Annotated in this window: 23 protein-coding genes; 10 read left to right on the top strand and 13 right to left on the bottom strand. The window is 59.8% G+C overall.

Going from position 1 to position 25,156, the window contains the following annotated elements; genetic code table 11:
* Positions 1-37 precede the first annotated feature (37 nt).
* The 6 genes from ACKXF9_RS06885 to ACKXF9_RS06860 form a co-directional block, all read right to left on the bottom strand.
* Positions 38-877 (bottom strand): response regulator, encoded by an 840-nt coding sequence (locus ACKXF9_RS06885; protein WP_418265671.1) that lies wholly within the window; start codon positions 875-877, stop codon positions 38-40.
* 207 nt (positions 878-1,084) lie between these two features.
* Positions 1,085-1,795, bottom strand: coding sequence for a CpsB/CapC family capsule biosynthesis tyrosine phosphatase (locus ACKXF9_RS06880; RefSeq protein ID WP_418265670.1), 711 nt, complete (start codon positions 1,793-1,795; stop codon positions 1,085-1,087).
* Positions 1,792-2,538, bottom strand: coding sequence for a CpsD/CapB family tyrosine-protein kinase (locus ACKXF9_RS06875; protein WP_418265669.1), 747 nt, complete (start codon positions 2,536-2,538; stop codon positions 1,792-1,794). The genes ACKXF9_RS06880 and ACKXF9_RS06875 overlap by 4 nt, the downstream gene beginning before the upstream one ends.
* A complete protein-coding gene (locus tag ACKXF9_RS06870) occupies positions 2,535-3,356 on the bottom strand; it encodes a YveK family protein (RefSeq protein ID WP_418265668.1) in 822 nt (273 codons plus the stop codon). Before ACKXF9_RS06870 ends, ACKXF9_RS06875 begins: the two co-directional genes overlap by 4 nt.
* A gap of 145 nt (positions 3,357-3,501) precedes the next feature.
* Positions 3,502-4,101, bottom strand: a complete 600-nt coding sequence (locus tag ACKXF9_RS06865) for a hypothetical protein (RefSeq protein ID WP_418265667.1) — start codon at positions 4,099-4,101, stop codon at positions 3,502-3,504.
* A gap of 71 nt (positions 4,102-4,172) precedes the next feature.
* Entirely contained in the window at positions 4,173-5,162 is a 990-nt protein-coding gene (locus ACKXF9_RS06860) for an LCP family protein (protein ID WP_418265666.1), read from the bottom strand.
* Between the two features lie 240 nt (positions 5,163-5,402).
* Here ACKXF9_RS06860 and ACKXF9_RS06855 point away from each other — a divergent pair, with 240 nt between their 5' ends.
* The 3 genes from ACKXF9_RS06855 to ACKXF9_RS06845 all read left to right on the top strand — a co-directional run bounded on the left by ACKXF9_RS06855 (position 5,403) and on the right by ACKXF9_RS06845 (position 8,001).
* A complete protein-coding gene (locus tag ACKXF9_RS06855) occupies positions 5,403-6,635 on the top strand; it encodes a glycerate kinase type-2 family protein (RefSeq protein ID WP_418265665.1) in 1,233 nt (410 codons plus the stop codon).
* Positions 6,636-6,769: 134 nt separating this feature from the next.
* Positions 6,770-7,801 carry an SPFH domain-containing protein gene (locus tag ACKXF9_RS06850; RefSeq protein WP_249238265.1) on the top strand — a complete coding sequence of 344 codons (1,032 nt, stop codon included), beginning with the start codon at positions 6,770-6,772 and terminating at the stop codon, positions 7,799-7,801.
* Complete coding sequence (locus tag ACKXF9_RS06845) at positions 7,801-8,001, top strand: PTS ascorbate transporter subunit IIC (RefSeq protein ID WP_005940562.1); 201 nt, start codon at positions 7,801-7,803, stop codon at positions 7,999-8,001. The genes ACKXF9_RS06850 and ACKXF9_RS06845 overlap by 1 nt, the downstream gene beginning before the upstream one ends.
* A gap of 121 nt (positions 8,002-8,122) precedes the next feature.
* On the opposite strand, the gene glpK is transcribed toward ACKXF9_RS06845, so the two are convergent.
* The 7 genes from glpK to ACKXF9_RS06810 form a co-directional block, all read right to left on the bottom strand.
* Positions 8,123-9,616 carry a glycerol kinase GlpK gene (gene glpK, locus ACKXF9_RS06840; RefSeq protein WP_418265664.1) on the bottom strand — a complete coding sequence of 498 codons (1,494 nt, stop codon included), beginning with the start codon at positions 9,614-9,616 and terminating at the stop codon, positions 8,123-8,125.
* 36 nt (positions 9,617-9,652) lie between these two features.
* On the bottom strand, positions 9,653-10,006 hold the full coding sequence (locus ACKXF9_RS06835; RefSeq protein WP_418265663.1) for a DUF1667 domain-containing protein: 354 nt from the start codon (positions 10,004-10,006) through the stop codon (positions 9,653-9,655).
* Positions 10,003-11,262, bottom strand: a complete 1,260-nt coding sequence (locus ACKXF9_RS06830) for an NAD(P)/FAD-dependent oxidoreductase (RefSeq protein WP_418265662.1) — start codon at positions 11,260-11,262, stop codon at positions 10,003-10,005. The genes ACKXF9_RS06835 and ACKXF9_RS06830 overlap by 4 nt, the downstream gene beginning before the upstream one ends.
* Positions 11,255-12,700 (bottom strand): NAD(P)/FAD-dependent oxidoreductase, encoded by a 1,446-nt coding sequence (locus tag ACKXF9_RS06825; RefSeq protein WP_418265661.1) that lies wholly within the window; start codon positions 12,698-12,700, stop codon positions 11,255-11,257. Before ACKXF9_RS06825 ends, ACKXF9_RS06830 begins: the two co-directional genes overlap by 8 nt.
* Before the next feature lie 240 nt (positions 12,701-12,940).
* A complete protein-coding gene (locus tag ACKXF9_RS06820; RefSeq protein WP_207685977.1) occupies positions 12,941-13,354 on the bottom strand; it encodes an EamA family transporter in 414 nt (137 codons plus the stop codon).
* 90 nt (positions 13,355-13,444) lie between these two features.
* Positions 13,445-14,995: a helix-turn-helix transcriptional regulator gene (locus ACKXF9_RS06815; protein ID WP_418265660.1), complete on the bottom strand. Its 1,551-nt coding sequence runs from the start codon at positions 14,993-14,995 to the stop codon at positions 13,445-13,447.
* Positions 14,996-15,027: 32 nt separating this feature from the next.
* Positions 15,028-16,359: an ABC transporter substrate-binding protein gene (locus ACKXF9_RS06810; protein ID WP_418265659.1), complete on the bottom strand. Its 1,332-nt coding sequence runs from the start codon at positions 16,357-16,359 to the stop codon at positions 15,028-15,030.
* 602 nt (positions 16,360-16,961) lie between these two features.
* On the opposite strand from ACKXF9_RS06810, the gene ACKXF9_RS06805 reads away from it, so the two are divergent.
* The 7 genes from ACKXF9_RS06805 (at position 16,962) to ACKXF9_RS06775 (ending at position 25,144) form a co-directional block, all read left to right on the top strand.
* The gene (locus ACKXF9_RS06805) at positions 16,962-17,531 is read left to right on the top strand and encodes a twin-arginine translocation signal domain-containing protein (protein ID WP_418265658.1); all 570 of its coding nucleotides are present in this window, start codon (positions 16,962-16,964) and stop codon (positions 17,529-17,531) included.
* 83 nt (positions 17,532-17,614) lie between these two features.
* Complete coding sequence (locus ACKXF9_RS06800; RefSeq protein ID WP_418265657.1) at positions 17,615-18,190, top strand: twin-arginine translocation signal domain-containing protein; 576 nt, start codon at positions 17,615-17,617, stop codon at positions 18,188-18,190.
* A gap of 84 nt (positions 18,191-18,274) precedes the next feature.
* Entirely contained in the window at positions 18,275-18,841 is a 567-nt protein-coding gene (locus ACKXF9_RS06795) for a twin-arginine translocation signal domain-containing protein (RefSeq protein ID WP_418265656.1), read from the top strand.
* A 77-nt stretch (positions 18,842-18,918) separates the two neighbouring features.
* On the top strand, positions 18,919-20,469 hold the full coding sequence (locus ACKXF9_RS06790) for an acid-shock protein (protein WP_418265655.1): 1,551 nt from the start codon (positions 18,919-18,921) through the stop codon (positions 20,467-20,469).
* A gap of 18 nt (positions 20,470-20,487) precedes the next feature.
* Positions 20,488-22,041 carry an acid-shock protein gene (locus ACKXF9_RS06785; protein WP_418265654.1) on the top strand — a complete coding sequence of 518 codons (1,554 nt, stop codon included), beginning with the start codon at positions 20,488-20,490 and terminating at the stop codon, positions 22,039-22,041.
* A 38-nt stretch (positions 22,042-22,079) separates the two neighbouring features.
* Entirely contained in the window at positions 22,080-23,636 is a 1,557-nt protein-coding gene (locus ACKXF9_RS06780; protein WP_418265653.1) for a hypothetical protein, read from the top strand.
* 71 nt (positions 23,637-23,707) lie between these two features.
* Entirely contained in the window at positions 23,708-25,144 is a 1,437-nt protein-coding gene (locus ACKXF9_RS06775) for an SPFH domain-containing protein (protein ID WP_418265652.1), read from the top strand.
* Positions 25,145-25,156 lie beyond the last annotated feature (12 nt).

Raw genomic sequence — 25,156 nt, 5'->3', positions numbered from 1 at the left:
AAGAAAAGCACTGCAATGCAGTGCTTTTCTTTTTGCTTCAAAATTCGGTCGGCGCGTAATAGCTGGGAATGGACGCCGTTTTCTGGGCGCTTGCCTGCTGGCGCAGCGCCGAGCGGGTCACCTCTGCCCAGGAATACTGGGTCATATACTCGCCCCGGTAGGAGTTGATGGCCGAGCGGTCCCCCTTCAGGAAGTTGTAATAATCGCAGTCCACCTTGCCCGTATCGATGGCCAGCGTGCTGCGGCCGCGGATGAGCAGGCCGGTAACGCCTGCATCTTCCAGCGCATGGCTCAGGTCAAAGATTAGGTTGCGCAGATGGCTGTGCAGGGATGCGGTATCGGGCTTATCCTCCCACAGCACCGCCAGCATTTCACCGTTGGTACAGGTGGCACCGTTGCGGTCCACCAGATAGGCCAGCAGCTCTTTGCTCTTGCTGCGCTTGAAGGCCAGTGTGCGCCCATTGACAAAGATCTCAAAATTGCCGAAGCATTGGATCTTGACGCCTGTCGGACCATCCTCCGGCGGATAGCGCAGATGCTTCAGCACATTCTTGATATCATCCTCGTTTGCGGGCTTGAGCAGAAAGCCGCTGACAAAGATCTGCAGCGCTTCCAGCGCATGTTCCGGATGCTCTGTCACCACAATGATGTTGCAGCGCGGCTGCAGCTTCTGGATCATGCGCGCCAAACCAAGCCCGTTCATGCCGGGCATTTCCAGATTCAGGAAGGCAGCATCCATAGGCCCCTGACGCATCCAAGTCAATGCGTCTTCGGTGGTCATGGCGCTGATATAATCACAGTCGGGTGCAACACGGCACAGGATGCGGACCAGCGAGTTGATCGCAAGCTGTCCGTCATCGACGACCAATATCTTCATTTAACAACACCCCCGCAAGCTTACGTTCAAAACGCTCCCCTTTGTTCAGTTTAACACGTCACCCGCTGATTCGCAAGTTATTTTTGCACAAAAAAACGGAAACCTTATCTTAATTACGAAAAAGCACCTCTTCCGTGCCGTTTGTCCGCAAAACCACTGACCGAAAGAGGTGTCTGAGCCGGATCTTATTTCCGGCAGCGCAGGCAATTATACAAGATATTCCGTGCCGTCCATCCCTGTCAATTTTTGTGCCGTAGTTTCTCCCACATGGCTGCACAGCTGCGCGTAGGCCTGCCGCATCCGGGTCGGGCGGGAGGTGCAGTTGTGTGCATCGGAAGAGACCGCGTCCACCAGCCCAGCCTTGACCCAGTGCTCCAGCCGCATCCGCTGCCAGAAGCCGCTGTCCAGCACAGCCGAGCAGTTGATCTGGCAGCGCAGCCGGTACTGCTCATGCAGGCGGGCCAGCAGGCCGTGCTGCGCAAGGCAGGGATACCGCTCAATGTGAGCCACCAGAATGCGGTAACCCGCACCCGTGATCTCCTGCAGAGCTGTTTCCAGCTCCTTTGCCGTTATGTTCGGCACAAATTCCAGCAGCACCCAGCCGGTATCTCCCAAGGTCAGCAGCTGGCGCTGGACTGCCGCATATCCCGCCGCAGGGGTATACAGCAGCTCAGAGCCGTGCTCCAGCTTCAGGTCGTAGCCTTTTTGTGTGCAGTATGCGCGGGCCAGAGCCAGATGCCGGTCATAGACTTCCTGTGGAAAGCGTTCCATGCCCGGCGTACTGTGGGAGGTAGCAAACAGGTGCCGCACACCGTCTGCTGCCGCTGCATCCAGCATGGCATACATTTCTTCTCTGGTCTGTGCACCATCGTCCACGCCGTAGACGAAGTGCGCATGATAATCCGTAAAGCCGCTCATTCCTTTTCCGCTTCGTGGCTCCGCTTATAATACTTTTTGTAATAGCCGTACTTTCCATACTTTGAGTAGGATTTGTAGTACTTGCGGCCCATATAGTTGTCGTAGTCCACCTGATTGAGCACCGTGCCCAGAATGGGGCAGCCGGTCTGCTCGATCTGCTGCTTCACGTCCAGCAGCTCCTGACGGCTCACATCGTTGTAGTTCACTGCGATCAGGGTGCCATCACATGCCTTGGCGATCTCCGCCGCATCGATGACCACGCCCACCGGGGGTGCGTCCACAATGACGTAATCTGCCATTTTGGCCAGCATATCCAGCAGTTCGGCAAAATGGCTGTTGGTCAGCAGCGCCAGCGGGTTGGGCACATCGCGGCCCACCGGCACCATGATCGCGTTGGGGATGTCGGTCTGGTAGATGACCTCATCCATGCCCACCATACCGACCAGAAAATGGGAAAGGCCCTTGCCGTCGCTGCGGTCATCCTCATATTTCAGGCCGTAGTCACTGTTGATCGTGCTGCGGCGCAGGTCTGCGTCCACCAGCGCCACCTTGAGGCCGCGCTGTGCCAGCGTGCGCATCAGGTTCATGGACAGATAGCTCTTGCCCTCTGCAGCATGGCAGCTGGTAATCATGATCTTTTTGACATTCGCACCTGCAAAGGAGAGGTTGGTGCTCAGGGTGTTAAAGGCTTCATTTCCCGCATAATCCAGAGTCGGAAATTTTGTGATCTTCAGCTGTTTCATGCTTTCCTCCCGGAGCTGCCGCCCACACGGCGGCGGACATCATCGGCAAACCGCTTGGTGCGGCGCTTGAACTCGCTTTTCTCTTTCGGCTGTTCGCCAGCATCGGCCAGCGGGATCGATGCCAGCACGACCATACCGGTATACTTGCGGATATCATCGGCAGACTTGTAGGTATCGTCCAGCATGGTCCGCAGCACCACCACGGCGCAGGCCAGCACAAAGCCCACTACAAAGCCCATCAAGATGTTCTTGGCCTTGTTGGGGCTGAACGGATTCTCCGGCACACGCGCAGAAGACATCAGGGTAGGCTCGTCCGTCTTCATCTTTTCCGAGATGTACTTTGCGCCCACGTCCGCATACTCGTTTGCGATCGCTGCCGCTTCTTCCGGGTCCGGGTTCGTGACCGTGATATCCAGCATACGGGTGTCGCTGGTGTTGGTGACAGACAGCATACTGGCCATATCGGTGTAGGTGTAATCCAAATCCAGATTGCTGATGACCTTTTCGTGGACTTCCCACATTTCAAAGACCTTGATGTAATCGCTGGTCAGCTCGCTGCCGACCTGCAGGTCGGAGAAGTTCAGCACCGAATCATTGCGGCTGACCACATAGATGGTGGCCGTTGCCTTGTACATCGGCGTTACCAGAAAAAACGTATAAAGCGCCATCAGTACGGCACCCACCACAGCCGTGGCTGCAATGAGCGTCCAGTGGGCCAGCAGGCCCATGAACAGTTCCAGAAGATCAATGGTGTCTTCTCCCTGTTCCGGCTGTACCGCTAAAGCTGTGCGCTCCTTCACAAAAGTATCTTGCTGCACGATTTCACTCCTTATAACCTTATAATACTGCCGCCCATGCGGCCCGGGCGTTGTGCCCTTTCCTCTATTTCTCTAAATCCTATACGCCAAAAATGCGGCGTTCCCTTTTTCATCAGGGAGCACCGCAAATGATGCAGTCTGCTAATTACTTTGCGGTAGCAACAGAAGCAGTTGCCTTGCCAGCCTGAATGTCTGCCATGGTCACGCTATCCAGCACAACCTTGACAACACGCCGGGTCACAGGTTTACCATTGACGGTGGAAGTCTGCTCAACAACGGTACCAACCACAGGCAGAGTCATAACGTTGCCATTCGCAGTGACGACCTTGACCGTAACGACAACCTGAGTGCCTGCCTTGGGCAGAGCTGCAAAGTGGAGGTAAGCGGCAACATCGCCCATGCTAGCCACATAACCGGTAACCTCCAGCTCCTTGATCTCGCTGATGGTCACATTGCTGCCCAGAATGCGGGTAATTTCAGAATGGGCATCTGCACCCAGATAAGCCTGCACGCTGCCTGCTGCCTTCAGAGCTTCCTCTTCCGCGTCAGAAACAGTGGTGGTCTTTAACTCGATGTTCATGCCCTCAGAAGAAGAACCGGTGGCCTCAAAGGTAATCTTGCCGGCATCCTTATCTGCGCTGGTCGGGCTTGCAGGAGCAGTCTCTGCTGCAAAAGCAGTGGCTGCAACCATACTTACGGCCAGAACCACAGAAACTGCAACACCAACGACCTTTTTCATTTTCATATGACTCTTCCTTTCAAACTTTCATACCCTTTCCCCGAGAGTACCTCTATCTAAATGTGCAACACACACATTTATTCAACCTGTTCATAGAAAAGCTGCAATACAGCCTGCTGCAGGCTTGCAGCATCCGGATAGAACTCCATAAAGCCATCGGCACCGATCTCATGGGTGCCTTCCGGCTTGATTGTATCCATCCGCTCATAATCCTTTGCCGCCCACACTTCATTTGCCAGCTGGCCGCGCGGGATGTTCGTATAGAGATACGGTTCCATTGCGTCGTAAGCCGTGAGCACAAAGTTCTGGTTCTGCTTTACTTCAGCATCCAGCTGTGTGGCAAGCTTCTGGATATACTGTTCCTGCCGGGCCATGCGGGCCTCATTGGTGCCAACGCCGATGCTGCGGCGGGTACGGACAAAGGTCTCTGCCTGGTCGCCATGCAGCGTCAGGGTCGTGCCCTTGGTCATAGCCGGATCGATGGCGGAGAAATCATCCTCCAGCGTAACGGTAATGCCGCCCGCCAAGTCATTCAGTGTTGAAATGCCATCCAGGCCCATGGAAAGATACTGATCGACCGTCTGTCCGCCCAGCAGATTTTCCACAGCTTCCACTGTGACCTCGCAGCTGGTCTGGCGTCCATCGCCAAAGCCATAGCCCACACAGATCTGCTGCTCCACCGGCTCATACCGGTCCCCCATAACGCCCAGCACTGTCACCGGCGTGATCGTGTCACGGTCGATCTGCAGCTGCTGCACCGTCTTGTTGTTGCTGTCCAGCACGATCAACCGGAGGAAATCCGCCTGACCGGCCTGCCGGTATGCATAGGACTCCTGCGTTTCATGATCCACGCCCATTACAAGAATGGTCGTAAGTCCGTCACGCTTTTTGTAGGTATGGCCGTTCAGTTCCACGATCTCCTGCTCTGCCTGCGGCAGCTCGGTCCGGGTCTCCGGTTTCCGGCTGCGTTTTTCCAGCCAGCTGCCGCCTGCAAAAAGCAGCAAAGCCGCCAGCACCAGCACAGCCAGCGCCGCAGCAGCAGCGCGATATTGTTTTTTTGTGTTCAAAAAGGTACGCTTCCCCTCTTTCCCTCGGAATATGATCCTGCCGGAAAATATTCCACGGCCTATTATAGCGTCACAACCGTGCAACTGTCAATGCATTTTTCGCTATTTTAGCTGTTATATCAATTTTTTTCACCCTTATTTTTCTTTGAAATCAAGAAGGAAACCCGGCAGAGCTGCACTTTAAAAGAATACAGAAACGCGCTATACTAAAAGCAAAAACAGTTAGTGGAGGAATGCTTTATGAATCCGACTCTGCGAAGGGATGCAGATGCCATCATCCGCTCCAGCCTGAACGCCGTTCTCCCGGACGAAGCCGTGCGCCGTGCGTTGAAAGCCTTTGCGCCGAGGGGCGGCAGAGTGCTGCTGGTGGCAGCGGGCAAGGCGGCCTGGCAGATGGCACACGCTGCGGTGGAAGCACTGGGCCGTGTGGACGGCGGTGTGGTGGTGACCAAATACGGCCACGTAAAGGGTGAGATCCCGGGCGTGACCTGCTGTGAAGCAGGCCATCCGGTCCCGGACGAGAACAGCTTTGCTGCCACCGAAAAGGCGCTGACCCTTGTGCAGGGCCTGACGGCAGAGGATACCGTGCTGTTCCTGCTCTCCGGCGGCGGCAGCGCATTGTTCGAGCGGCCGCTGCTGCCCGGGGAAGAGCTGCAGGACATCACAAGCCAGCTTCTCGCCAGCGGGGCCGATATCGTGGAAATGAACACCATCCGCAAGCGGCTTTCCGCTGTCAAGGGCGGACGGTTTGCGCAGGCCTGTGCCCCAGCAGAGGTGTTCAGCATCGTGCTCAGTGACATCCTCGGCGACCCGCTGGACATGATCGCCAGCGGCCCGGCGGTGCCGGACACCTCCACCTGCGCACAGGCCCTTGCCATTGCGGAAAAGTACCATTTAAACCTGTCGGAACAGGCAAAGACGCTGCTGCAGCAGGAAACGCCCAAAGCGCTGGACAACGTGACCACCCGGATCACCGGCAGTGTGCGGGAGCTGTGCACTGCTGCGGCCAATGCCTGCCGGGAATTGGGCTATGAGCCCATCCTACTGACCGATCAGCTTTGCTGTGAGGCCCGGGAAGCGGGCAGCTTTCTTGGCTCCATCGTCCGCACTCACACGGGGCACGGGAAAAAGCTGGCCTATATCGCAGGCGGCGAGACGGTCGTCCACCTGACCGGCAGGGGCCTCGGCGGGCGGAATCAGGAGCTGGCGCTTGCGGCAGCTCCCGCCATTGCAGGGCGGAACGCAGCAGTGTTCTCGGTGGGCAGCGACGGCACCGATGGCCCCACCGATGCTGCAGGCGGCTATGTGGACGGCGAGACCCTTGCTGCGCTGGCTGAAAAAGGCTGGAACGTGTTTGACACCCTGCAGCACAACGATGCCTATCACGCCCTCCGGGCTGTGGAGGGGCTCATCATGACCGGGGCCACCGGCACGAACGTCAACGATGTGGCCGTGGCATTGCTCCGGGACTGAGAAGCCGGTTTTATAAACATTGTACCCCGCCTGAAGGGATTTTGGCCTCCGGGGCTTGACAGCAAAAGTTCAAAGTGATATGATTTTGATATCACAAAGAAACGTTTTCAAGCCCTGATAAGAAGGAGACCATTATGGAAGAGAAAATTCTGCAGACCAAAAAGAACGGCATGGTCATGCTGCTGCTCACCCTGCTGGGTTATGTGGTGTTCACGGCACTGTTCGTGTACAGCCTGATCCTGCTGGACACCAGCCTGTTCCCGGGCATTCTGCTCATGGCGCTGTCCATCCTGTACTGGGTGGCGGGCATTTTCCTGTTCTGCGGCCTGAAGGTGCTCAAACCGCAGGAAGCACTGGTGCTCACCCTCTTCGGCGATTACATCGGCACCTTAAAGGGGCAGGGCTTTTACTGGGTGAATCCGTTCTGCACCGCAGTCAACCCTGCGGCGGGCACGAAGCTCAGCCAGAGCGGCGACGTGAACAGCGGCGAAACCGGCATGGCGGCCCTGCTCAAGGCAGGTAACAGCAGTGCCCAGACCGCAGAATCTACCAGCAAGAAGATCTCGCTCAAAATGATGACCCTCAACAACTCCCGCCAGAAGATCAACGACTGTCTGGGCAACCCGGTGGAGATCGGCATTGCGGTCATCTGGCGGGTCACCGACACCGCAAAGGCCGTGTTCAATGTGGACAACTATAAGGAATACCTCTCCCTGCAGTGCGACAGCGCCCTGCGCAACGTGGTGCGCGTTTACCCTTATGATGTAGCCCCCAATGTGGACACCACCGGCGACGGCGTAGCCGATGAGGGCAGTCTGCGCGGTTCCTCGGAGGTGGTAGCCGCCCGCATCCGGGACGAGATCCAGAAGAATGTTGAGCAGGCCGGCATCGAAGTGGTGGAGGCCCGCATCACCTATCTGGCCTATGCGCCGGAGATCGCAGCCGTGATGCTGCAGCGCCAGCAGGCAAGCGCCATCATCGACGCCCGCAAGATGATCGTGGACGGCGCCGTGGGCATGGTGGAAATGGCCCTGGATCGCCTGAGCGAAAACAAGGTGGTGGAGCTGGACGACGAACGCAAGGCGGCGATGGTCTCCAATCTGCTGGTGGTGCTGTGCGGCAACCGTGACGCACAGCCCATTGTGAACAGCGGCAGCCTGTACTGATGGCAGAGCCCAAGAAGCAGGTGCCCCTGCGCCTGAACGCGAAGCTCTACGACGCCCTTGCCGCCTGGGCAGAGGATGACTTCCGCTCGGTGAACGGGCAGATCGAGTATCTGCTCACCGAGTGCGTGCGTCAGCGCAAAAAGAACGGGAAGTACGTCTCGGATCAGATCGACGTCCCGCCCGAACTCGACATCAAGTGATAGCATAATTTGGCCCGATGGGCCGCTGCAAACAGCTCCATACAAAAAATGAGACAGGCTTCCCCGAACACAAGGGGCTGCCTGTCTCATTTTTGCTGTAAGTGATCGTGAGCGAAAATCATCAATGCTCTGCCCAGTCGCAGCTTCGGCCAACAGCCTTGTGCCAGCCGGCCAGCAGGCGGGTGCGTTCGGCCTCGTCCATCTGCGGGGCAAAGGTCATGTTGCAGTGCCACAGGCTGCGGATCTCGTCCCGGTCCTTCCACACACCGGTGGCAAGGCCCGCCAGATAGGCTGCGCCCAGAGCGGTCGTCTCCCGGATGGCCGGGCGCAGCACGGTCTTATTCAGGATGTCGGCTTGGAACTGCATCAGGAACTGGTCACGGGAGGCGCCGCCATCCACCTTCAGCGAGGTGATGGGCACGCCGATGTCCTTTTCCATGGCCGCCACAAGATCGGCGCTCTGGTAGGCGATGGATTCCTCCGCCGCGCGGATGATATGGTTTTGGGTGGTACCGCGGGTGATGCCCACGATGGCACCGCGGGCGTACATATCCCAGTACGGTGCACCCAGACCGGTAAAGGCGGGCACGATGTAAACGCCGCCGTTGTCCGGCACCTTCTGGGCGTAGTATTCCGCGTCGCGGCTTTCCTGGATCATGCGCAGACCGTCGCGCACCCACTGGATCACAGCACCACCCACAAAGACGCTGCCCTCCAGCGCATACTCCACCCTGCCGTTCAGGCTGATGGCAATGGTAGAGATCAGGCCGTTCCGGCTGCGGCAGATGGTATCGCCGGTGTTCATCAGCAAAAAGCAGCCGGTGCCGTAGGTGTTCTTGGCCTCCCCCTTGCCAAAGCAGCTCTGCCCGAACAGTGCAGCCTGCTGGTCACCGGCAATGCCGGCCACCGGGATCTGCACACCGCACAGGTCGGTGGTACCGTAGACCTCGCTGGAATCGGTCACGCGGGGCAGAATGCAGCGCGGGATATCCAGCGCTTTGAGCAGAGTGTCGTCCCAGTCCAGCGTGCGGATGTTATACAGCATGGTGCGGCTGGCGTTGGTGCGGTCGGTGACGTGCACTCTGCCGCCGGTCAGCTTCCAGACCAGCCATGTGTCCACAGTGCCGAACAGGATCTCCCCTGCCTCGGCCCGCTCCCGCGCACCGGGCACATTGTCCAAGATCCACTTGATCTTCGTTGCGGAGAAATAGGCATCGGGCATCAGGCCGGTGTTCTCCCGGATGTAGTCTGCCATGCCGGGCTGCTGCAGCAGTTCATCCACCAGCGGTGCCGTGCGGCGGCACTGCCAGACGATGGCGTTATAGATGGGGCGGCCGGTGGCCTTTTCCCACAGGATGGTGGTCTCCCGCTGGTTGGTGATGCCAATGGCGGCAATGTCGTGGACATCGACGCCGCTCTGGGCCACCACCTCGTTCATGACTCCATACTGGGTGGACCAGATCTCCATGGGGTTGTGCTCCACCCAGCCCTGCTGCGGATAGATCTGCTCAAACTCGCGCTGCTGCACCGCAATGATATTCTGCTCATTGTCGAACAGGATGGCACGGCTGCTGGTGGTTCCCTGATCCAGCGCCAGAACATATTTTGTACTCATGCTTTTGCTACCTCCGTATCGTTTCAGGAGTGTGTATTACAGATTTCGCGTCGCCACAATGTCCACGCCGGTGCCGCACACGTCGGCCAGCACCACCTGCCCAGTGCGGACGGGTGCGTGCAGAGTGACGCGGTCCAGCGCAGCCATGACCTCGGTCATCTTCTCTTTGGGCACAGCCTGCGCAGTCTTTACCGGGCAGCGCGGGTACATCCCGCCCTCCACCCGCACGGTGCTGGTGAGGATGCGGGTGGGGTGGGTCAGTTCCTCCCTGCCGTAGGCGGCACCGTTGGGGCAGGCGTTTCCCGTTACATTATAATCATTTTCCGGGTCCACCTGCAAGTGGCAGCCGCAGGGACAGCAGATGCAAATAACTTCTTTGATACGGCTCATTCTGCAATAACCTCCTCTACCGCGACGGTCAGAGGGCCGTCCGCTTTTTCCAGCAGGACTTTTGGCAGGGTGATGTGCTCCATCTCACCGGGTGCCATGCGCTGGCGCTTGAACCGGGCCAGCTGCCTGCCGCCGCAGGTCACGGTGATCTGGCTGGGGCCGTAGTTCTGCCGCACGCGGAAGGAGATATTCACGCTCCTGTCCACATCGGCGGGGCGCACCCGCTGCGGCACGGTGTAGCCCACGCCATTGCCCGGGACAAGGTCAAGCACAACCGTATCGGAGGCTTCGCCCTTCAAAACATAGGCCGCCGCAGAAGCACCGGCAAGGTCGCTTTCGCCCGAAACGAAGTCCACCAGATCATGCACATGCACCACGTTGCCGCAGGCGAACACACCGGGGATACCGGTCTCCATATTCTCGTAGACCACAGCGCCCTTGGTGTGGGGGTCCATGGGGATGCCTGCCTGCCGGGTCAGCTCATTTTCCGGGATCAGGCCGACGCTGAGCAGGATGGTATCCACATCAAATTCCATTTCGGTGCCCGGGATGGGGCGGCGGTTCTCGTCCACCTTGGCAACGATGGCCTTTTCTACGCGGGCCTTGCCCTGAATATCCACGATGGTGTGGGACAGATACAGAGGGATGTCGAAGTCCTGCAGGCACTGCACGATGTTGCGGGTCAGGCCGCCGGAATACGGCATGACCTCCACGCAGGCCAGCACTTTGGCCCCTTCCAGCGTCATGCGGCGGGCCATGATCAGGCCAATGTCGCCGCTGCCGAGGATGAGCACCCGCTTGCCTACCAGATAGCCCTCCATGTTGACATAGCGCTGGGCAGCACCGGCGGTGTAGATGCCGGCGGGGCGGGTGCCCGGGATGCCGATCGCACCGCGGGTGCGTTCCCGGCAGCCCATGCAGAGAATCACGCTTCTTGCCTCCAGGATCTGATAGCCCTTTTCCCGGCTGACACAGTGGATCTTTTTGTCCGGGGTGACCTCCAGCACCATGGTGCCCAGCTCCACCCGCACGCCGGTGGATTGCAGCAGTTCAATGCAGCGTCCGGCATACTCCGGGCCGGTGAGCTGCTCCCCAAAGCGGTGCAGACCAAAGCCATTGTGGATGCACTGGTTCAGGATGCCGCCCAGTTCGTTATCCCGCTCCAAAATCAGAATATCGCGCAGGCCGTGCTGCCATGCGCTGTAAGCTGCGGCAAGGCCTGCCGGGCCGCCGCCGACGATGACCAGATCAATCATGGTGATTTTCCTCCTGCTTGGTTTCGCACAGTAAGACGTTGGTACCGGCTTTATCCTGCAGTACGTCCAGCGGGCTGATGCCCAGCGTTTTGCTGATCAGCTCCAGCACCCGCGGCCCGCAGAAGCCGCCCTGACAGCGGCCCATACCGGCACCGCAGCGGCGCTTGACGCCGTCGATGGTGGTGGCGGGGATCTCTTCCCGCAGGGCGTCCAGAATTTCGCCCTCGGTGATCGTCTCGCAGCGGCAGACCACGCGGCCGTATGCGGGATCTTCCGCAATGAGCCGGGCCTTTTCTTCCGGCGAACACTCCTTAAAGCGCACTCTGGTGCGGCCGTCCCTGTAGTCTGTCTTGGCGGCGGGCAGGTCGCCGTGGGCCTTCAGGATCTTGGTAACTTCCTTTGCGACAGCCGGGGCGCTGGACAGGCCGGGCGATTTCATACCCGCCAGATCAATGAAACCGGGCGCGCCCTCTGCTTCGCCGATAACGAAGTCGCCCGTGTCCACATTGGCGCGGACACCCGCAAAGTTGCGGATGGACTCCCCGAACCGGATGCTCGGCACGCTGCGGCGGGCTGCGGCGCTGACAAAAGCCAGACCGGCAGCGGTGCAGGCGGTGTTGTCGCCCTCTACCCGAACGGCGTCCGGGCCGACGAGCAGGTTGCCGTGGACGGTGGGGGCCACCAGAACGCCCTTGCCGTTTTCGTTGGGACACTGGAAGATGACGTGGTGCACACGGCTGCCCTCGGATTTGTCCAGCAGGTAGTATTCGCCGCGGGTGGGCTGGATGGTAAATTTGTGGGGCGCAGCCATATCGTGCACGGCCTGTGCCGAGATGCCTGCCGCATTGATGATGTAGCGGGTCTCCACGATGCCATCGGGCGTTGTCAGTGCCCATCCGTCGGCAGTCTTTTCAATGTGGGTCACAGGGCAGCTGCGGTGCAGCTCCACACCGTTGCGCACGGCTACTTCTGCCATGGCCAGTGCAAAGTCCCACGGGCTGACGATGGCGGCGCTGGGCGCATACAGCGCGCCAACCACATTGGGGGCCAGATTCGGCTCCATGGCAAGCGTTTCCTCTGCGGAAAGCAGCCGGATACCCGGCACGCCGTTGGCGATGCCGTTCTCATACAGTTTCTGCAGGTGGGGCAGCTCCTCCGGGCTGAGGGCCAGCACCAGACTGCCGCACTGATGGTACGGCACATCCAGACGGGCACAGATCTCCTTGGCCAGTGCAGAGCCCTCCACATTGAGCCGCGCCATCTGGGTGCCCGGCTCGGGATCGTATCCGGCGTGCAGAATAGCACTGTTGGCCTTGGTCGTGCAGTCTGCCACATCGTTTTCCGCCTCAAAGACCGCGGTCTGCAGCCGGTAGTGTGACAGCTCGTAGGCACTTGCTGCGCCGATGACGCCGCAGCCGATGATCGCTACATCCAGCATAAATACCTCCTGATCGCTCTGTTTTCCGAACAAAAGAAAAAGAGCAGAGCAAACAAAAGGGTTTTGCTTTCCCTCTTGTTTGTTCTGCTCGATTCTCTGAACAAACTTTTATTGTCTTTATAATAACGCAGTCCGCACAAGATGTCAAGGCATTTGTTCAAAAATAATAGTTATATCAGACGAAAGCGCTCGATCTGCAGGCTGCGGCACCACGCAACGTGTCGCAGCCATTTCTTGCTTTTATAATACCATGAACAAGGTTCCTGCGGCAATGAGCGCACAGCCGATCAGACTTTTGGCCGTGAACGGCTCATGCAGGATGAAAAATGCCAGTGCCAGCGTGATGACCACGCTCAGTTTATCGATAGGGACCACCTTGGACGCTGCACCGATCTGCAGCGCGTGATAGTAGCACAGCCAGCTTGCACCCGTGGCAAGGCCGGATAGGATCAGGAACAGCCAGCTTTTGTGAGAAATGTCCCCGATGCCGGTCTGTGTTCCCGTCAGAAACACCATGCCCCAGCTCATCAGGAGCACAACTGCAGTGCGAATGGCCGTGGCAAGCGTGGAATTTACTCCGTCAATGCCGATCTTCGCAAGAATAGAAGTCAATGCGGCAAATACCGCTGACCCCAACGCAAAAACAAACCACATACTGCTTCCTCCTGTTTTTCTCAACTCTACCACCATTTCAGGTCTATTTCAAGTAAAAGTGTTTGGGATAGCGGTGCAGGAGCATTCCGTTCAGCGGCCTTTCGGCGGGGCGTTTTCGTCCGGGGCGCTGCCGCTGCCGGAGTTCAGGATCGCCACGAACTGCTGCAGCTGCTTGAGGGAGCTGACACCCAGTTTGTCGTAGATGTTCTTGTTGTGGAAGCGCAGGGTGCTGTCCTTGATATCCAGCTGCTGCGCGATCTCCCGGGTGCGCAGCCCGGCGGCGTAGCCGTCAAAGATGCGGCGTTCGGTCTTGGTCAGGGTGGGGATGCCCGCCACAAAGGTCTGGAAGGCATCGGGCACCGACTCGTTGCGGCACACGTCCGCCAGCCGGGACAGCTCGGTCTGCATCTGCTGGCGTTCCAGCTGCAGCTCGTCCATCCGCCGCCGGGACTCCCGCCGGTCCTCCTCGAACTGCCGGAACGCAGGCGAGAGGATGCGCCGGTGGAAGTTCATGCAGCAGAACACCACGAAAAAGGCGATGAACAGGCCGATGAGCAGCATCTGCAGATTGCCGGAAAAGACCAGTCTCCGGTAGTCTGCCATGGGGATGCACACCGCCAGCCGGTAGGACTGGCTCTCGCTCAGGCGGCACAGCTGGGAGATGCCCGCATAGGCGCTGTCGGGGCCGGTCAACTGGGTCAGCCCGCCGCCCATGCTGCGCAGCACCAGCGTGTTCCGAGGGGCATGGTAGTAGCCGCCGGTGGTGCCGCTGCTGAGGGCGGCATCGGCGGCAAGGCCGTCCCCCGCCGGGGCCAGCAGGCAGCTCAGCCGGTCAAAGCCGGTGGGCTGGGCAAAGTTCTGCTTGAAGTAGCTCTCTCTGATCTCAAAGCCGCACAGCCCGTACATCGTGCCGTCCCGCCCCCGCAGGGGCAGCAAAAACAGCTGCACCTCCTCCGAGGTGCCGGGCAGCTCGAACCGCTCGGTCAGCGTGTAGGACTGGTACAGCGGGGCGCTTCCGGGGGTCATCCAGCGGTCGTAGTCCGGGAACTGGTCGGTCTGGAACTCCATGCGCCACTTGCGGTGGGGCATCACGCTGTGGGCCTTGCCCACCTCCGCACTGCCCCGGTACAGCAGCAGGGGCACGGTGGGGGTGTCGGCACCGCTTTTCTGCACATACAGCCCGGCGCGGGAATGCTCTGCCCCCTCCATGCGGGTGTTGACGGTGGCATCCAGCAGCACAAAAGCGCCGGAACAGCCGGTCTGGCGCAGACGGCGGCACAGCGGCTCGATCATTTCCTCCTCCAGCGCGTTCAGCACCTCGGGGGAGTCGTTCAGCTGGGCAAAGGACATCTGCCGCAGGGCAAGCTCCTTGTCCACCTCTGCGCTCATGTCCTCGGACAGGTTCACGCCCATGACCGCCAGCTGTTCAAAATAGCGCTCCATATCGTTCTGGAACACCGAAAACTGGATCTGCAGACTGCGGCTGATGTCCTTTTTGGTGTTGTGCAGGCTGGCAAACAGGAACAGCGCCGCACCAAAGGTCAACACCAGCAGCACTACCAGCAGCAGGCAGGCCCACAGCAGCCGGCTGCTCATGGGGCTTTGGCGGATCTTTTCACGGTGCCGGTCAACAAAGTGCATCAAAGTCCCTCCTTTCCGGCTGAGCGGCAGGCTCAGGCATTGTCACACAGCAGCTGCCATGTTTCCTCGGCAAGGGCTTCCAGCGTTTCGCCGTCCGCAAGGCGCTGGGGGTAGTCCTTCTGGCGCTGGCGCAGGCTGTCGTACAAGGCTTTGGCCTTGGCGTGGTACCCCACGATGCCCGGTTCGGGCAGGGGGGTGTTCTGGATGCGCATTTCGTTGTAGACGTCGTACAGCCGCTGATAGCTCTGCTGCTCAAAGGGATAGTCCGCAATGGCGTCAAAGGCGGCGCTGGACACCGGCATGTAGCCGGTATCGGCGGCAAATTCCAGATTGCGCTGCTGTTCGGTGAGCCAGCGCAGGAACACGGCGGCGGCTTCGGCCTTCTGGTCGGTGGTCTTGAAGGCGCACAGGCCCACACCGGCCTGCGGCATCAGGGGCGTGGCGGTGCCTGCGGCGTGGGGCAAAGGAGCCAGCAGCAGGTCGGTGGGTTCGGTGGTGTTGTCCGGGTAGGTGACGAAATCATTGTAATAAAGGATGGCCGCAGAGCTGCCAAGGCCCGCCAGCGTCTCGCCGGTCATCACCTGCGTGTTGGAGTACAGGTCCGAGATCAGAATATCGCCCTGCACCAGCGCCCGGGCAAACTCCATCCACGAGGCGCGGAAGGTCTCGTTGGTCAGATCGTACCAGCTGCCCTTGTACAGCTCTGCGCTGCCCTGCTCCAGCGCGTTCAGCTCCACCAGACGCAGGGGGTAGTCCAGCGCGCAGAAGGGCTTGCCCTGGGACCACTGCCGGTAGGCACCCGCCATTTCAAAAAAGCCGTCCCATGTGGCAAGGGTGGAAAGCTGCGCCCCGGTGTCCGCCGCAAACCGGGCGTACTGGGAGCCGTTCAAAAAGATGAGCTGGGTGGATTTGGACACCGGGAACACCACCTGCCGCCCGTCAATGATGCCGTCCTGCACAAAGCCGGGCACATAGGCCGCCATGTCCTCGGCGGTGAACCAGTCGTTCCAGTCCACAAGGTTCTCAATGCCCAGACCGCTTGCGTCCGCGGGGTGGGCCGAGAACAGGTCCGGCAGGTCCAGCGCGCCGGGCTTGCCGGCCTTGGCGTCCTGCAGCTGGCCGCCGATGGCGGCACTGTTGGTCATGTTGGTCACGTTGAGCAGGATGCCCTTCTCCCTGCCCACCGTGTCGTTGAACTCGGTCAGCAGGCGGTTCATGGGCGAGTCGGCCTGTTCGCCGTACACATGCCAGATGCTGAGCATGGTGGGGTCCTTGGGAGAGAGCAGGGTCTTGCTGCCGCCGCAGCCCGCAAGTGCCAGACCGGGGACGAGCGCCGCAAGCTTTAAAAATGTCCTTCGTTCCATTTATCATGACTCCTTTCCGCACATTGCAGCCAGAGGGGGGAAACCGGCACAGGCAGGGCTGCAGCTGCCTGTTTTTTTGGGGGAACTGCCCCAAAATCCCCCCAATTTTGGGCTTTTTGGGGGGATTTTTTGAGGGGGAAGCCCCAAAACCCCCAAAATTTTTTTGGAATTGCCCCCCAAAAACGGCTTTTCTGAGGGGGCAATTTTTTCCCGGGTATGGTACAGTACAACCAGAAAAAGTCCTGCGCCGGTGCAGAAAGCCTGTCGCTGTGCACAAAACGTGTCAACAGGCATCTGTGGATTCTATTCATAAGGATAGCATAAGATGGAGCGGACTGCAAGTGCAGAGAGTACCCGACTACGGAAATCAATTTTCCGCATGAAGGCTTCCCCCGGTCGGGGGAAGCTGTCACCGTAGGTGACTGATGAGGGCGCAGGACAGCAGCGTTTTACCCTAAATACCCCTCATCCGGCGCTACGCGCCACCTTCCCCCCAAGGGGTGAAGGCTTTCGCTCCGGGTCAAGCTACAAAAGTTGATTTTCGTAACACCCAAACCAGAGCCCCCTAAAAAGCAGGGGGACAAACAGAAAGGAGCACCCCCATGAAAGAGATGAACCGACGCGAATTCCTCACCCTTACCGGCGCAGCCGTTGTGGCGCTCTCGCTGGCAGGCTGCGGCGGGCCCTCCGCACCCGCAGCACCCACCGGCAAGGAAGCCGAGCTGGTGGCAGCCATCAACAAGGTCTGGAAGGAAAAGTACGAGGCAAAGGCGGTTGACCATGAGCAGCTGATCCTCAATCAGGATGCGGTGGGCGTCATAAGGGCTTACGGGCTTATTCTTGAAAAGGCCAACGAGACAACGCATCAGCTGACAGCCGAGGACGGTGAGATGTTTTCGAAGGGATACCTTGAGTTTGCGGAGAAAATGCAAAAGTATGGCGGCGAGGACAGTTTGGCAGGTACTGCCGGCAGCCTCTATCAGTCTCACAATGATGTGGTGACTCTGGAGGATGCGTATTCTTGCGAGGATACTGCCGTTCGGGCTTTTGTAGAGAAACTGCTGAACAGCAATCCTAATAGCCCCAAGGCAGAGTACATCAGCATCTACTGCCCGGTGGTTCAGGGCAAGACTTACATGACCGCTGTTATGTTCCGAAATAACAAGCCATAAGATAACAAGCCCCCCCTGTTTGCCCCGGGCACGGAAGCCTCACAGCGTGCCCGGGGGCTTTATAAGAAGAAAGGAGCACCCCCATGAAAGAGATGAACCGACGCGAATTCCTCACCCTTACCGGCGCAGCCGTTGTGGCGCTCTCACTGGCAGGCTGCGGCGGGCCCTCCGCACCTCCCGCACCTCCCGCAGTGCCCACCGGCAAGGAAGCCGAGCTGCTGACAGCTATCAACAAGGTCTGGAAGGAAAAGTTTAATGCAAATCTGGTTGACCATGAGCAGCTGACCCTCAATCAGGAAGCGCAGGGAGCCATAAAAATCCAAGGAGGAATCTTCGAGGACGCAAAAGAATCGGTGCATACGCTGACAATGGATGACATAAAGAAACTGGGTGATATTACAGCGTGGGAATACACAATGAAGCAAAAGTATGAACTTGGAGGAGCTGCCGGAGTCTCTGAACCGACTGGCGAGGAAGAAAATATGGAGATATCCTTGACGTATAAGTATTCCTGCGAGGATGCGGTGGTTCAGAAATTTGTGGATAAAATCCTGGAGTATAGTCTCAGCCGGAAGGCAGAGTTCATCAGCATCTACTGCCCGGTGGTTCAGAGCAATACCTACATGATCGCTACCGTGTTCTGGAACAAAACGGCATAAGATAACAAGACATCAAAACATCCCCCTGTTTGCCCCGGGCACACTCCCCCTGTGTCCGGGGCTTTATAGAAAGGAGCACCCCCCATGAAAGAGATGAACCGACGCGAATTCCTCACCCTTACCGGCGCAGCCGTTGTGGCGCTCTCGCTGGCAGGCTGCGGCGGTGCCCCCAGCGCACCGACGCCCTCCAATGACATCAGAGTCCAGCAGGCACTGGACGCCCTCAATCAGTTCCGCAGGGACAAGGGTCTGACGGAGCTGGTCTATGAGAAGGATCTGGAAGAACTTACCGACCTTCTCATCAGCCCCTTTGTAAAGGAGGGGAATCCGGTCGTTGACGCAACAAAGTTCGAAAACGATGTAAAGGTAAAGGAAGCGGAGATCAAACAGACGCTGTTTAACAAGGGGTATCCCATCTATGATCGCTATTTTACTGCGGGCCTTGGATCGATTGGACCGAAAGGAACGAACAAATTGGAGACCTTGAAATACCCCACCAACGAGGCGCAGGGACAGAAGTGGCTGACTTATATGTCGGAAGGCATCAACATGGCGGTAGACAACCCACACTGCTTTGCCATGTCGGTGCGCAGCATCGGCGGTGAGGATTACTTCATCGCACTGGTGGTGGGCGAAAAGGTCTCCCATTGATCTTTGGAAATTTCCCGGCCCCGGGCACTGCCCATCCTCCTGTGTGCCCGGGGCTTTGTAAGTGAAAGGAGACAGCCATGAAACACAAATGTTTTGCTGCTGTGGTTCTGGCTGCGGCGCTGCTGCTGACCGGCTGCGGCGGCGCAGCTGCCCCCGCGGCCCCCGCAGGCTCCGGCGCAGCTTCCCAAAGCGCCGCAGCCGCAGCGGTGCAGACGGCGCAAAAGGAGCGCATCACCGACCAGTGGAGCCTTGAAAAGACGGTGCGGGGCGAGATGATCGGCGTGATGAAGCTGAGCATCCATGTGCCGCAGCTTGTGTGCGACAGCCCGGACGCCGCTGCTCTCAACGAGGAACTTGCCGCTATGTATGCGGCGGAATACAAGGATTATGAAAGCTACCCGGACGCTGAGGTGCCGCAGGGCGAAGAGTGCTCACAGACCGAGATCAACTGGGACGCCTACTGGTACGGCGACTGCGTCAGTCTGGTGATGCGCAGCCACGATTACGACGAAGCACCGTGGTATTACAGCGGGTGGTGCTTCGATTTTGCCACCGGCAGGCAGATCACCACAGCCGAGATGCTGCAGCACATGGGTCTGGACCCGGACGAAGTACAGGCGCAGGTGCAGCGGCAGGCCATGCAAACCTTTGACCGGGAGATGGCGCAGGGCGCGTATTACGAGGGCCTGCGCAGCGGCGGGAACCTGTCGGAAATGCGGATGGGCACGCTGGAATACAATGAACTGGAAAACCTGTGTCTGCTGCTGCCCCAGCAGGACCGGCTGGTGCTCCGGGGCAAGTACTGCTCCGAGACCGACTGGGGCTGGCAGCAGCTGGATGTGGAGATCCCGCTGACCTCCGCCGCCCCCGCCGATACCCCGGTGCTGACCGCCACCTACGACGGTGTGCAGGTGCAGCTGAAGGGAACGCAGGGCACCATCACCCTGAGCCCCGCGCCAAAGACCGACCAATGGGGCGACATTGGCATCCGGGTGGAACAGACGCGCACCTACCCCATCCTTGGCGCTTACAATGAATATGTGGACGTGTGCATCGGGGAGCAGGAGGACGGCTTCTTCCGCCCGGTGGTCTATCTGCTGACCAAAGACGGCGTGGTGGAGTACGTGGACGTGCTGCGCTGCCTGCTGTTCGGGGATGCCATGATCTGTCAGGACCCCATCTACTTTGCCAACAACGGTGTGGCGCTGGAACTCTGCGGCAGCGAGGTGAACCTGCGCCGGAAGGACGGCTCTGTGCTGGAGCTGGCTCCCCTGTCGGCAGAGTGGAGCGCGCAGGAGATCCCCTATTCCGTCACCGGCTCCTACAACTACACCTCTGAAACCGGCTGGAACTGGCTGGATCTGGGCAGCGACGGCAGCGTTCAGCTGGGCGTGCAGGACAACAGCCGCATCTATCGGGGCGACGCCGCGTATCTGGGCGTGGTGCCCGAGGGCGTGGTGCTGGGCATCTCTGCCGACGAGACCGAAGCCGGGCAGACGTCAATCGAGTTTGTGGCAGCGGTCAAGACCGACCTGTACTACGAGACCCTGAGCGTTACCATGATCGCCGGGCAAAACCCCTTTGCCGAGGGCGAGACCCAGCTGCAGATGACCCGCAGCTACGGCTGAGAACACAGGAGAAGAACCATGAAACACAAACGCCTTGCCGCTGCGGTGCTGGCGGCTCTCTGGCTGACCGGCTGCGGCGGCGCGGCGGCTCCCGCTGCCCCCGCAGGCTCCGGCGCAGCTTCCCAAAGCACCGCAGACACGGCGGTGCAGACAGCACAAAAAGACCGCATTACCGAGCAGTTCACACTGGAAAAGACCATCCAGCGGTACGAGTGGGGCAGCGCACAGAAGCTGACTGTCCATGTGCCGCAGCTGGTGTGCGACGGCCCGGACGCTGCTTATCTCAACGATGAGCTTGCCGCCATGTATGCGGCAGACTTCCGACAGTACGAGGACAGCCCGGAGATCGAGCCCCAGCAGGACGAGGGGAGCCCGGATACTTATATCAATTGGGACGCCTACTGGTACGGCGACTGCGTAAGCCTTGTGATGTTCCGCTACGACGGCGGCTCCGACCCGGGGTATTCCCGGGGCTGGTGCTTCGATTTTGCCACCGGAAAGCAGGTCTCCGTGGCGGAAATGCTGCAGCGCATGGGGCTGGACCCGGATGCCGTGCAGCAGCAGATGCTGCGCGGGGCCATGCAGACCTTTGACCGGCGCATGGCGCAGGGCGGCTACTACGAGGGCCTGCGCAGCGGCGGCAATCTGGCAAGCATGCGGATGAACACGCTGGAAAACAACCAGCTGGATGACCTGTGCCTGCTGCTGCCGGAGCAGGACCGGCTGGTGCTCCGGGGCGGGTGCAGCTCCCCCGCCGGGTCGGGCTGGCGGCAGCTGGATGTGGAGATCCCGCTGCAGGCTGCTGACCCGCAGCCGCAGACGGTGCTGACCGATACCTACGGCAGCGCTTCGGTGCAGCTGGAAGGAACGCAGGGCACCATCACCCTCCGCCGCACGCCGGAGACCGCCGCATGGGACGCGGATTACGGCATCCGGCTGGAACAGGACCGCACCTACCCCATCCTTGGCATCTATAATGAGTATGTGGATGTGTGCATCGGAGAAATCGGCGCATCCTTCCACCCGGTGGTCTATCTGCTGACGAAGGACGGCGTGGTGGAATATGTGGACGTGCTGCGCTGCCTTATATCCGGAAATGTTCTGGTCTGTCAGGACCCCATCTATATTGCAAACAACGGCGTGGCGCTGGAACGCAGCGGCAAAGAGGTAATTCTGCATCAGGAGGATGGCTCTGTGCTGGAACTTGCTCCCCTGACGGAAGAGTGGAACGCGCAGGAGATCCCCTCGGAGGCTGTCGGTGCCTTCAACGACATGTCTGACAACCAGTTTGACTGGATGGACGTGGAAAGCAATGGTTGCGTCCAGATGGGCGTGCAGGACAACAACGTTTTCTATCAGGGCTACGCCGACTATCTGGGCGTGGTGCCGGAGGGCATGGTGCTGGGCGTCTCTACCAGCGAGACGGCAGACGGGATGCCGGGCATCACCTTTGTGGCGGCGGTGAAGTACGACCTGTACAACGAGACCCTGAACCTTACCATGATCGACGGGCAAAACCCCTTTGCCGAGGGAAAGACCCAGCTGCAGCTGATCCGCTGCCCGGATCCCTGACCCCGGCGCAGCTGAGCCCGCAGACAAGGAGGTGCAAGATGAAACACATCGCTCTCTGCGGCGCGCTGGCCGTTTTGCTGGCGGCGCTGCTGGCGGGCTGCGGAGCAAAGACCGCGGCCTCTGCCCGCCCGGCTGGCAGCCGGGAACTGAAATCGACCCCGCCGGATTCCATGCACGCCACCGCGGCGATCACCGAGCAGTACACCCTTGAAAAGGTGGTGCAGGCAGAGAACGGCGGCACCGTCCGGCTGAACATCCACCTGCCCCGGCTGGAAAGCGACAGCGCCGACGCCGCCCGCATCAACGCCGAGATCGCCCAGCTCTACGAATACGATGTGCAAGAGTACGCCGACTGCCCGGAGGCAGCCGACCCGGACGTGTGGGACATCTGCATTGAGATGAACTGGAACGCCAGCTGGTACGGCGACTGCGTCAGCCTTGTGGTCAGCAGCTGTTACGGCGGTACCGATGCACCCTTCTATCAGGGCTGGTGCTTCGACTTTGAAAGCGGAAACCAGCTCACCGCCACCCAGCTGCTGGAGCGTATGGGGGCAGACCCCGCCGCGCTGGAAGAGGCGCTTTACCGCGACGTGAAGCGCCGGGATGAGCTGGACCGCCAGACCGCCATCGAGAGAGGAATGCTGCCCACCGGCAGCCTGAAAGAGGGAAACACCGCATGGTGGACTTCGCTGGACGAGCTGCCTTTTTCGCTGGACGGCAAGGGGAACGTTTCCTTTGTGGTCAGGCGGTCCAGCGCAGCGCAGGAGCAGTATACAGACGACAAAGTGACCATCCCACTGGATGCACAGCCGCTGCCGCAGGACTGGGAGCAGCAGGTGCTGGCCGAGTGGATGGCAGTCACGGCGGTGACGCAGGGTGAAAGCTATGCCCCCGCCGACCGCAACGAAAGCTTTACCCTGCGGCTGGAAAAGGCCGAGATCACCGGCACGGTGACCGTCTCCTTCATCCGGGAAACATACGTCAGCCCGCAGATCCAGTCCGCTGCCGAGACCCGTACCGGAGAGCTGAATGCCGGCGCTGTGACCGGCTGGGACGGGGAAAAAAGTCAGGGCTGGAACCTGAAATGTCTCAGCGAGGACGGCAGAAGCCGCTGGACCATCTCCATGATGGAGGACGGTTCGCTGCGGATGCAGTCCACCGGCCCCAAAAAGGGCAGTGAGGTCTGGTACGTTTTTCAACGCACCGAGGCATGGGACGACATCGGCTACACCGCCATCCCCCGCAGGCTGTGGGGCACTTACCGCGCCGGAGACGAGGCCGCAAAGGGCATCCGCTGGATGACCTTCCTGCCGGACGGCAGCTGCTGCATGAGCGTGGAATGGGACGGGTGGAGCGGCATCCTCACCGGCACCGCCGAGGGAACACAGGGCCGCACCGAGGACGGCACCGAGCTGTACTTCACGCTGACCGACCAGAACGGCAGACCCTGCGAGTTCTGGGCCATTTTGCTGAACGATGACGGCAGCCCCAGCGGCTGCAGCCTGAAATACCGCGCCGGAGAAGTGCTGTTTGACCGGGACACGCGTCCCGTTTACTGGAAAAACGACTTCCCGGATCTAACCCTTGTACCGTGACCAAAACCGGAAACCGTGCGATAACAGAAAGTTATCGTTTGCACAAATAAAACATACAGGAGGAAATTACTATGGGTCTTATCAAAGCAGGTATGGGCGCACTGGGCGGAACCCTTGCAGACCAGTGGAAGGAATTTTTCTACTGCGATTCTCTGGACAAAGATGTGCTGATGGTCAAGGGCCAGAAGCGCACCTCCCGCCGCAGCTCCAACAACGGCGAGGACAACATCATCACCAACGGCAGCGGCATCGCCGTGGCAGACGGACAGTGTATGCTCATTGTGGAGCAGGGCCGTGTGGTGGAGGTGTGCGCCGAACCGGGCGAATTCACCTTTGACGCATCCACTGAGCCCAGCGTGTTCACCGGCAACTTCGGCGACAGTCTGGCAGCTACCTTCCAGACCGTAGCCAAGCGCTTTACCTACGGCGGCGACACCGGCAAGGACCAGCGGGTGTACTACATCAACACCAAGGAGCTGGGCGAGATCCTGTACGGCACTGCCACCCCCATCCCCTTCCGGGTGGTGGTCAGCGAGGAGCGGGGCTACAAGCTCTCGGTCAATCTGCGGTGCAACGGCAGCTTCACCTGCCGCATCTGCGACCCGCTGCTGTTCTACACCAACGTGTGCAGCAACGTCTCTACCCAGTATGACGCATCCGAGATCGCACCCCGGCTGAAGAGCGAACTGATGAACGCCCTGCAGCCTGCGCTGGCTACTCTTTCTGCCAACAAGGTGCAGTATTACGAGATCCCCGCCCACACGCTGGAGATCTCGGACGCCCTCAACGAGCAGCTGTCGAATGTCTGGCGCAAAAAGCGCGGCATTGAAGTGTTCTCCTTCAACATCAACTCCCTGTCCATCCCGGAGGAGCAGCAGAAGAAGATCACCGAGTGGGAAGAGAACGCCATGACCACCGATCCCACCACCGCTGCCGCCCGTCTGGTGGGTGGTCAGATCGATGCCATGAAGACCGCCGCCGGCAACACCGCCGGTGCCATGACCGGCTTTATGGGCATGGGCATGGCAGCCGGTGCAGGCGGTATGGGCGGCATGAGCGCCCAGAACCTGTTCGCCATGGGCCAGCAGGCCCGTCCGGACAGCGTGGACGCGCCCCAGCAGGTCAGCCGTCCCGCACCCGCCCCGGCGGACAGCTGGAAGTGCAGCTGCGGCGCCACCGTTACCGGCAAATTCTGCCCGGAATGCGGCAGCAAAAAGCCGGAGCCGAAGCCCGCTGCGGACAGCTGGACCTGCAGCTGCGGTGCCACCGTCACCGGCAAGTTCTGCCCGGAGTGCGGCAAGCCCCGCCCGGCGGCAGCAGAAGGCTGGACTTGCAGCTGCGGCGCGGTGAACAAGGGCCGCTTCTGCTCCGAGTGCGGCAAACCCAAGCCCGCCGGTACGCCCAAGTATAAGTGCGACAAGTGCGGCTGGGAGCCGGAAGACCCCGCCCACCCGCCCAAGTTCTGCCCGGAGTGCGGCGACCCCTTTGACGACAGCGACCAGACCTGACAAATACAGAGC

It is taken from the genome of Faecalibacterium sp. 9 (genome assembly GCF_048320955.1).
Taxonomy (GTDB): domain Bacteria; phylum Bacillota; class Clostridia; order Oscillospirales; family Ruminococcaceae; genus Faecalibacterium; species Faecalibacterium wellingii.
Note: the sequence above shows the minus strand (reverse complement) of the source record. Positions and strands in the feature narration are given on the sequence as shown.

What these genes read in the sequence shown, in the direction of transcription:
- ACKXF9_RS06885 (WP_418265671.1), bottom strand. Translation starts at nt 877, where the DNA reads ATGAAGATATTGGTCGTCGATGACGGACAGCTTGCGATCAACTCGCTG.
- ACKXF9_RS06880 (WP_418265670.1), bottom strand. Translation starts at nt 1,795, where the DNA reads ATGAGCGGCTTTACGGATTATCATGCGCACTTCGTCTACGGCGTGGAC.
- ACKXF9_RS06875 (WP_418265669.1), bottom strand. Translation starts at nt 2,538, where the DNA reads ATGAAACAGCTGAAGATCACAAAATTTCCGACTCTGGATTATGCGGGA.
- ACKXF9_RS06865 (WP_418265667.1), bottom strand. Translation starts at nt 4,101, where the DNA reads ATGAAAATGAAAAAGGTCGTTGGTGTTGCAGTTTCTGTGGTTCTGGCC.
- ACKXF9_RS06855 (WP_418265665.1), top strand. Translation starts at nt 5,403, where the DNA reads ATGAATCCGACTCTGCGAAGGGATGCAGATGCCATCATCCGCTCCAGC.
- ACKXF9_RS06850 (WP_249238265.1), top strand. Translation starts at nt 6,770, where the DNA reads ATGGAAGAGAAAATTCTGCAGACCAAAAAGAACGGCATGGTCATGCTG.
- ACKXF9_RS06845 (WP_005940562.1), top strand. Translation starts at nt 7,801, where the DNA reads ATGGCAGAGCCCAAGAAGCAGGTGCCCCTGCGCCTGAACGCGAAGCTC.
- glpK (WP_418265664.1), bottom strand. Translation starts at nt 9,616, where the DNA reads ATGAGTACAAAATATGTTCTGGCGCTGGATCAGGGAACCACCAGCAGC.
- ACKXF9_RS06835 (WP_418265663.1), bottom strand. Translation starts at nt 10,006, where the DNA reads ATGAGCCGTATCAAAGAAGTTATTTGCATCTGCTGTCCCTGCGGCTGC.
- ACKXF9_RS06830 (WP_418265662.1), bottom strand. Translation starts at nt 11,262, where the DNA reads ATGATTGATCTGGTCATCGTCGGCGGCGGCCCGGCAGGCCTTGCCGCA.
- ACKXF9_RS06825 (WP_418265661.1), bottom strand. Translation starts at nt 12,700, where the DNA reads ATGCTGGATGTAGCGATCATCGGCTGCGGCGTCATCGGCGCAGCAAGT.
- ACKXF9_RS06820 (WP_207685977.1), bottom strand. Translation starts at nt 13,354, where the DNA reads ATGTGGTTTGTTTTTGCGTTGGGGTCAGCGGTATTTGCCGCATTGACT.
- ACKXF9_RS06815 (WP_418265660.1), bottom strand. Translation starts at nt 14,995, where the DNA reads ATGCACTTTGTTGACCGGCACCGTGAAAAGATCCGCCAAAGCCCCATG.
- ACKXF9_RS06810 (WP_418265659.1), bottom strand. Translation starts at nt 16,359, where the DNA reads ATGGAACGAAGGACATTTTTAAAGCTTGCGGCGCTCGTCCCCGGTCTG.
- ACKXF9_RS06805 (WP_418265658.1), top strand. Translation starts at nt 16,962, where the DNA reads ATGAAAGAGATGAACCGACGCGAATTCCTCACCCTTACCGGCGCAGCC.
- ACKXF9_RS06800 (WP_418265657.1), top strand. Translation starts at nt 17,615, where the DNA reads ATGAAAGAGATGAACCGACGCGAATTCCTCACCCTTACCGGCGCAGCC.
- ACKXF9_RS06795 (WP_418265656.1), top strand. Translation starts at nt 18,275, where the DNA reads ATGAAAGAGATGAACCGACGCGAATTCCTCACCCTTACCGGCGCAGCC.
- ACKXF9_RS06790 (WP_418265655.1), top strand. Translation starts at nt 18,919, where the DNA reads ATGAAACACAAATGTTTTGCTGCTGTGGTTCTGGCTGCGGCGCTGCTG.
- ACKXF9_RS06785 (WP_418265654.1), top strand. Translation starts at nt 20,488, where the DNA reads ATGAAACACAAACGCCTTGCCGCTGCGGTGCTGGCGGCTCTCTGGCTG.
- ACKXF9_RS06780 (WP_418265653.1), top strand. Translation starts at nt 22,080, where the DNA reads ATGAAACACATCGCTCTCTGCGGCGCGCTGGCCGTTTTGCTGGCGGCG.
- ACKXF9_RS06775 (WP_418265652.1), top strand. Translation starts at nt 23,708, where the DNA reads ATGGGTCTTATCAAAGCAGGTATGGGCGCACTGGGCGGAACCCTTGCA.